Source organism: Catenibacterium sp. co_0103 (assembly GCF_004168205.1).
Taxonomy (GTDB): Bacteria; Bacillota_I; Bacilli_A; order Erysipelotrichales; family Coprobacillaceae; genus Catenibacterium; species Catenibacterium mitsuoka_A.
This window is the reverse complement of the sequence record NZ_RCYB01000082.1, coordinates 1-8,317: the sequence shown is the minus strand read 5'-3', so window position 1 is coordinate 8,317 and position 8,317 is coordinate 1. Positions and strand designations below refer to the sequence as shown.

At 35.2% G+C, this 8,317-nt stretch carries 5 protein-coding genes; all 5 read right to left on the bottom strand.

Features of this window, described 5'->3' with window-relative positions; all coding sequences use genetic code 11:
- Positions 1-219: 219 nt before the first annotated feature.
- Positions 220-1,224: an MBL fold metallo-hydrolase gene (locus tag EAI80_RS10580; RefSeq protein WP_129981990.1), complete on the bottom strand. Its 1,005-nt coding sequence runs from the start codon at positions 1,222-1,224 to the stop codon at positions 220-222.
- Positions 1,225-1,298: 74 nt separating this feature from the next.
- The gene (locus tag EAI80_RS10575) at positions 1,299-2,984 is read right to left on the bottom strand and encodes a DUF2207 domain-containing protein (protein WP_129981989.1); all 1,686 of its coding nucleotides are present in this window, start codon (positions 2,982-2,984) and stop codon (positions 1,299-1,301) included.
- Positions 2,984-3,526, bottom strand: a complete 543-nt coding sequence (locus EAI80_RS10570; protein WP_192924053.1) for a LemA family protein — start codon at positions 3,524-3,526, stop codon at positions 2,984-2,986. Before EAI80_RS10570 ends, EAI80_RS10575 begins: the two co-directional genes overlap by 1 nt.
- A gap of 96 nt (positions 3,527-3,622) precedes the next feature.
- Positions 3,623-6,820, bottom strand: a complete 3,198-nt coding sequence (carB, locus tag EAI80_RS10565) for a carbamoyl-phosphate synthase large subunit (protein WP_129981987.1) — start codon at positions 6,818-6,820, stop codon at positions 3,623-3,625.
- 1 nt (position 6,821) lies between these two features.
- Positions 6,822-7,889, bottom strand: a complete 1,068-nt coding sequence (locus tag EAI80_RS10560) for a carbamoyl phosphate synthase small subunit (protein ID WP_129981986.1) — start codon at positions 7,887-7,889, stop codon at positions 6,822-6,824.
- Between the last annotated feature and the right edge of the window lie 428 nt (positions 7,890-8,317).

Here is an 8,317-nt window from a genome sequence, read left to right as displayed (position 1 = left end):
GAAGAGCTGATGTTCAGCTCATCAATTAAATGTTTTCAAATAAATCTGACGTGTATCTGTTCAGTTTTCAATGTTCTGTCTCAGCCCGTCTCCCGGACTGCCTGTCTATAATACCCAATATCGCAGCGTTTGTAAAGTGTTTTTTGAAGAAAATTCAAAAAAATTATTTTTCTTATTTTATATCCTGTTTTTATGCCTGAAAATTATAAAAAGCATGCATTATGGATTGCATGCTTTACAAGGAATATAGCCTTCATTTTGTGCTTCCTGTGAAGAACTAAAATAAACTTTATTCTTATCACTGATCGTTTTTACATACTGACAATCTTCAGTATGATACTTCTTAGTATTTCTAGATCCTATGTATTGTGTTGTTTGAGTAGTCGGGATTTCTTCTTTACCATTAAAGGTCAATTTATTCTTCTTAGAAACACAACGGATTGTACCTAATTCATCTGTACGATAAACCTGCATATTATATTTAGAGAATCTCTGTAATGCTTCCTTATGAGGATGACCATACATATTGTCTTTACCACAGGACACTACAACATAACTTGCCTTCATTCTAGATAACAAATTGTCGCTATTTGAATAAGCTGAACCATGATGACCTGCTTGGAATACATCACATTGTACATTGTTTAGTTTCTTTTCCATTGATTCTGCAGCATCACCAGTAAAGACAAAACGATGATAACCATCATCATATCTCATACACAAAGATGAATCATTATTGTTCTGTGCCCCTTCACCTACACCAATAAACTCAATAGAACCCGCACCTACTTGAAAGGTATCTCCTACCTTAGGCACAGTAATTTTCTTTTTCTTCTCTTTAATCGCATTTAATAGTTTCATATATGTATAAGAAGAAGAGGTTCTACTAGACATATATATCTTTTTTACATTTAATTGATAAATAATATTCTTTGCATCATTTATATGATCCGCATCACAATGCGTTAAAATCAAAGCATCAAGTGTATTGATATAGTGTTCTTTTAAATAGTTCAAACTGGCATTTTCATATCCATCACCGTGTCCTGCATCAATAAGAACTGTTTGGTTATTATTTTGAATAAGTGTTGAATCTCCCTGCCCTACATTAATATAAGTGACTTGAGATTTGATATTGTTTGATACTTCTTTCTTCGGTGTAGGAGCTGTACTACAACCCGTTATAAGTACCATTGATAAGAATATACTAAATAACTTCTTCATAAATTCCTCCTGTCAATCATTATAGACAACTATTTTTCTTCTACAAGAAAAAAAGACAGAAAAAAATCCTGCCTCTAACGGACACCGCCGCCTCCACCACCGGAGAAGCCGCCTCCACCACCACTAAATGATGATGAACCACCTTGTCCTGCACTTGCAGCTGAAGAAGCTGCACTCATACTATTATGTGCAAATGTATGTGTATAGTAGTAAATTGGAAAATTATTGTAAGTTGATGTTTCTTCATAACGAGGAATCGCAACCTTCAATTGTTTTTCCACACGATCCGCAATACCAAGTACTGCCGCAAAGATGAGATATTCATCCCAAAGTTTAACTTCAATGGCAGCTTTTTCTTTCATATTGTCTTCATCCTCAAGGAAGTTATTAAATCCCCATACATAAAGACATTGATCATATGCTTTATCTGTCCATACTGTACGATCACGTGGAATATTCCAGAATAAGAAACGTTTATAAATAGTTTTAGTTTTCGCGTAACCATTCTTATTCATAGAATCTTCTGTAACATTATCCACTTTAGTGAACCAATCATCTATCTTCTTATAATGTTTGCTGCACCATTTCTGAAATGCTTTTGTTTGAAGAACACCATCTTTAGACGCAAGAATAAACATCTTATAAAGTGCTGTTTCCTGCTTGTTCTCAAGCTTTGCATCTACATCAAGATACATATCATAATTCTTTTTCTTGACGATTGCGCCACTTTCCTTTTCTCTAATTGTGATGATACCATCACGTACCCATTTCAAGATAAATCCAGACACAAGGTTTTCACGACTCTCATCACCACCTATAATATCCAGCTTTTTAGCTAGATAATAGAACAAGAATATATCTTTATTACATGGAATTTCTCTAAATGGAGTTACTTCTTTGCCTTTAATTGTACGTCCATTATCAAATACAACACCCGAATCTGATAATACAATAACAGCAACTATAATAAAGATAAGCATTAAAATCACAAAGATGATGAAGATAAAGATCATAATCATCGCTGCTTTTGACATACCACTAGAATAACTAGATCCTTCTTTTGCATCCTTCACAACATCTTCAAACTTTTCACTTGCATGACGTTTATTAGGTGATGTATAAGAATTACTTTCAAGCCCCATTAATAACTGCATCTTATTACTGCCCAAAGAGTCTGTTTTTAAAGTAACACCACCATTATCAAAATTCACACTACCCGAATAACCAAATGCCCAGATTTTCGCATTCTCTTTACTATAGGGTGTAATACCAGTCACATGAATAGTAACATCTGCAACATCCAATGACATATCACTAATAAAAGCATAGTTAATACCCTGCTGGTCCTTATACTGATTCACAAAATGCTCAATCTGGTAAACCATTGTATAAGAACGTGTCCCATAATCACCTAGACCAAAGCACAACTCATAGTGACCACCATCTTTAATCAGACCACATTTATTAATCTTAGATTCTCTAGAAACATCAGAATCCCATGTACCGATATTTTTGTATGTTACCCCACGATCATCAGTAACACCAATAAGTGTCAACGGCTGATCATTCATACCATTGAATATTTTGTATCCTTCTGTCCCTTCCGATACATCCATATCCCATTTCTCTACAAATGTTGCTGTACCATTTTGATCAATTTGGCAGGCAATGCCAATATTGTTTACTCTTGTGCTTGATGCATCAACTGCAGTTGGTATCAACAACAACAATACTGTAAGAAATGATAATAAGCGTTTCATTAGAATTGTACCTTTGGTACTTCTTTAGATGCTTCATCCACTTCAAAGAAGTTCATCTTTTCAAAGTGGAACATTGAAGCAATGATATTAGAAGGGAACATTTCTAACTTATTCACATACTGTTTAACATCATCATTATAGAACTGTCTTGCATAACTGATCTTATCTTCAGTTTCCTTTAAATCATTCTGTAAAGACATGAAGTTTGTATTGGCCTTTAAATCAGGATAACTTTCCTGAAGCATCATTAAACGGCTTAATGATTTTTCTAATTCACCAGCATTCTTAAGCTGTTCTTCTGGTGTAGAAGCAGTTACATAACTGTTTCTTGCACGAATAGCTCCTTCAAGCGTTTCCTTTTCATGCTTTGCATAACCTTTTACAGTTTCTACAATATTAGGAATCATATCTGCACGTCTTTTTAATTGAACATCAATCTGTGCCCATGCAGCAAGGCACTTATTTTTAGACTTAACAAGTCCATTGTATGTTGCGATTGTATATAAAACGATTAATACAATCACCACTACCGCAATAATCATAATTACGTCCTCCTTTGTATATGCATAATTATATCAACAAACACATGTGAAACATAGAAAAAAAGGCCATGATGCAAAATCATAGCCTTAAGGTGTTTACTTTAATTTTGTAATATCAACTAATGAAGTCGGACCCTGATGTCTCTTTTCTAGACAGTTGATTAATGCCTGTGCTGTATCTAATGATGTATAGATAGGGATACCTGCTTCAACTGCAAATCTTCTGATTAAGAAACCATCCTTTAAGTTATCGTTTCTTGTAGGAATATCAATAACTAAGTCAACAGTATCAGTTAACATTAAGTCAAAGATTGTGTTAGACTTTTCCGCAATTCTGTTAACTCTATGAACTGGTACATCATGTTCCTTTAAGAAGTTATAAGTACCTTCTGTTGAATAAAGGTCATATCCAAACATATAGAACTGCTTAGCGATTGGTAAGAATTCTTCTTTAGAGCTGTCCTTGATTGTACAGATGATATTCTTTCTCTTTGGTAAGTTGATACCTGTTCCAATGAATGCCTTATAGATTGCTTCGTCAAATGTCTTTGCGATACCTAATACTTCACCTGTAGATTTCATTTCTGGGCCAAGTGAAATTTCAGCACCCTTGATCTTTTCAAATGAGAAGACTGGCATCTTAACTGCAACAGTTTCTTTTTCTGGCTGTAAGCCATATTCATAACCCTGATCTTTGATTGAATGACCCATGATAACCTTAGTTGCAACATCTACTACTGGAATATCTGTTACCTTTGAGATATATGGAATTGTACGAGAAGATCTTGGGTTTACTTCGATTACATAAACTTCATCTTCATATACGATGAACTGGATGTTGATTAATCCAATAACGTGTAATGCTTTTGCTAAGCGCTGAGTGTAGTCACAGATAACTTCCTTGATTTCAGGCTTGATCTTCTGTGGTGGATATACTGAGATACTGTCACCAGAGTGAACACCAGCTCTTTCAACGTGTTCCATAACACCAGGAATAAGTACGCCGTTTTCATCACATACAGCATCTACTTCTACTTCCTTACCTGATAAGTACTTATCGATAAGAATTGGATGTTCCTGGAACTGACGATTGATGATCTTCATGAACTTCTTGATATCACCATCATTTAAGGCGATTTCCATACCTGCACCACCTAATACATATGATGGACGTACAAGTACTGGGTAACCTAATTTATTTGCAACTTCTAATGCTTCATCTACAGTAAATACTGTTGCCCCTCTAGGACGATCGATTTCACATTTTTCTAACACTTCATCAAAACGTTCTCTGTCTTCTGCAGCATCTACGCTATCAGCTGAAGTACCAAGGATAGGAACTCCCATATCCATTAAGTCCTGAGTTAACTTGATTGCTGTCTGACCACCAAACTGAACGATTGCACCATCTGGTTTTTCAAGTTCAACAATGCTCTGAACATCTTCCTGAGTAAGTGGTTCAAAGTATAATCTATCAGCGATATCGAAGTCAGTAGAAACTGTTTCTGGGTTGTTGTTGACGATGATTGTTTCATAGCCAGCAGCTCTTAATGCCCATACACAATGTACTGAACAGTAGTCGAATTCGATACCCTGTCCGATACGGATTGGTCCTGAACCTAATACCATAACCTTCTTACGAGTGTTATCTGGTTTAATTTCATGTTCTCCACCATATACTGAATAGAAATATGGAGTTTCAGCATCAAATTCTGCAGCACAAGTATCAACTGTTTTGAATGCAGCAGTGATATTGTTTTCTAAACGATAATCATGAATTTCATTCTTATCTTTACCAGTTAAGTCTGCAATAACTCTATCTGGGAATTCAACTCTCTTAGCAGCCTTTAATAATTCTGGAGTTAATTCTTCTGTCTTTAATTTATTTTCAATTTCTACAAGATGTTTGATCTTATCAATGAACCATAAGTCAATCTTAGTGATATTATGGATTTCTTCTTCAGTAATGCCCTGTCTTAATGCTTCAGCTACTGCGAAGATTCTCTGGTCATCTACATCTTTTAATTTAGTTCTTAAGTATTCTGTATCTTTACCTTCCATTTCAGGAATTGATAAATAGAATACATTCTGTTCAAGTGAACGTAATGCTTTCATTAAAGCACCTTCGAAGTTATTACAGATTGCCATAACTTCACCAGTTGCCTTCATCTGTGTACCAAGTTTTCTTGATGCACCATAGAACTTATCGAATGGCCATTTAGGAATCTTACATACGATATAGTCTAATGTTGGTTCATAAGAAGCATATGTCTTACCTGTTACAGCGTTCACGATTTCATCAAGTGAGTAACCTAATGCAATCTTAGCAGCTAACTTCGCGATTGGGTAACCAGTTGCTTTAGAAGCTAAAGCTGAAGAACGGCTGACACGTGGGTTAACTTCGATAACACAATATTCAAAAGTATTTGGGTTTAATGCGAACTGTACGTTACATCCACCCTTAATATTTAATGCAGTGATGATGTTTAAAGCAGAGCTTCTTAACATCTGATATTCTTTATCACCTAAAGTCTGAGAAGGAGCTACTACGATAGAGTCACCAGTATGAACACCTACTGGGTCAACGTTTTCCATATTACATACTGTAATACAGTTACCATTGCCATCTCTCATTACTTCGTATTCGATTTCCTTCCAACCGGCAATACATCTTTCAATTAAGCACTGAGATACACGTGATAATCTTAAACCATTAGTACAGATATCATGTAATTCTTCAGGAGTTTCAGCAATACCTCCACCAGTACCACCAAGTGTATATGCTGGTCTTACTACTACTGGGTAACCAATCTTTTCAGCAAATTCTAATGCATCATCTACATGGTTAACAACTGTTGAGGCAGCGACTGGTTCATGGATTCTTTCCATTAATTCCTTGAATTCAAGACGGTCTTCTGCAAGCTTGATTGTAGTTGTATCAGTACCGATAGTACGTACGTTATGTGCTTCTAAGAAACCTTCATCAGCAAGTGCCATAGCAATATTTAAGGCATTCTGACCACCAAGAGTTGGTAAGATTGAATCTGGTTTTTCTTTTAAGATTAAGTTCTTAACAACAGGAACTGTTAAAGGTTCAATATAAACATGATCTGCAATATCTTTATCAGTCATAATTGTTGCAGGGTTAGAGTTAATAAGAACGACTTCAATTCCTTCTTCTTTTAATGCACGACAAGCCTGAGTACCTGCATAGTCGAATTCAGCTGCCTGTCCAATAATAATTGGTCCTGATCCAATAACAAGAACCTTTTTTATATCTTTATTCTTAGGCATTCTACTTTCCCTCCATCATCTTAATAAACTCATCAAATAAATATTCAGTATCTCTAGGTCCAGCATTTGCTTCTGGGTGGAACTGAACAGTTTTGATATTCTTATTTAAATATTCAACACCTTCAATAGTGCCATCATTTACGTTTCTAAACCAAGCCTTAGCCACTGCAGGATCAATTGAATCATCCTTGATAACATAGTTATGGTTCTGTGTAGAGATATAAACACGGTTAGTGTCTAAATCCTTAACTGGATGGTTTGCACCATGATGTCCATATTTTAATTTTTCTGTCTTGAAGCCATGAGCAAGAGCCATTAACTGATGTCCAAGACAAATTGCGAAAATTGGCATACCACTTTCTGATAATTTCTTCACTTCAGCGATAATATCAGTTACTTCAGCTGGGTCACCAGGACCGTTACTTAACATAATACCATCAAAGTTACCTTCTAATACTTCAGAAGCAGGTGTAGTAGCTGGGAATACTGTTACTTCACAGTTTCTCTTTGCTAATTCATTCGCAATATTACGTTTAGCACCAAAGTCATATAAAGCAACTTTCATTCTGCCTGTACCAACAGTATATTTTTCTTTACATGTACATGCCTTTACAACACCCTGTACCTTGAATGCTTTAATCTTGTCGATGACTTCGCTTACTTCATACTTATGAGTAGTGATCATACCGTTCATACAACCATCATTACGAAGTAACTTAGTAAGTGCACGTGTATCAATTCCCTGGATACCTGGAATATGATTACGTACTAAATAATCATTTAAATCTTCATGCTTTCTAAAGTTAGATCCTAAACGTGATAATTCGTTTACTACAAATCCTTCAACATATGGGTGTTCAGATTCCTGATCTTCTAAACATACACCATAGTTACCAATAAGTGGGTAAGTCATTACAACACTCTGACCTGCATAAGATGGGTCTGTCAACACTTCTACATAACCAGTCATTGAAGTATTGAAGACAAATTCGCTTATGACTTCTTTTTCATATCCAAAGCTTTCCCCTTCAAACACATGTCCGTCTTCTAAAATTAAATAAGCTTTCATAGTCAACCTCCTCAATTATGAAAAAGACATATCACCAATAGATGATATGTCCTTAAAATAAGAAATCTAAAAAATGAAAATAAGAACCCTTAGGAAACACGTTTGCGAAAACTGAAGTTGTCATAATTGTGTTTGCGTTCATATTCTCACTCCTTCTGTTGTAGTATAAACGATATTAAGATTGTAAGCAAGCAAAAAATGAATACTCAAAATTTTTTTTGAATACCCACAAACCACAGGTCAGTGAAAATTAAATTTCATAAACACCGATTAAACGGCGTTCATGAAGCTGAACCAGACACATGGATTTCCCATCTGTTCTATAATTAGATTAGAAATTAGATGGAGGTATAATCATATGTCAAACAAAGTATTAAAGCCTAAGAAAGCTTCTCTTTATCAGTTCACTCAGAAATATTCCAACAATA

Bases quoted from the DNA above. Each gene is read 5' to 3' on its own strand.
- EAI80_RS10560 (WP_129981986.1), bottom strand. From the start codon at position 7,889: ATGAAAGCTTATTTAATTTTAGAAGACGGACATGTGTTTGAAGGGGAA.
- carB (WP_129981987.1), bottom strand. From the start codon at position 6,820: ATGCCTAAGAATAAAGATATAAAAAAGGTTCTTGTTATTGGATCAGGA.
- EAI80_RS10570 (WP_192924053.1), bottom strand. From the start codon at position 3,526: ATGATTATTGCGGTAGTGGTGATTGTATTAATCGTTTTATATACAATC.
- EAI80_RS10575 (WP_129981989.1), bottom strand. From the start codon at position 2,984: ATGAAACGCTTATTATCATTTCTTACAGTATTGTTGTTGTTGATACCA.
- EAI80_RS10580 (WP_129981990.1), bottom strand. From the start codon at position 1,224: ATGAAGAAGTTATTTAGTATATTCTTATCAATGGTACTTATAACGGGT.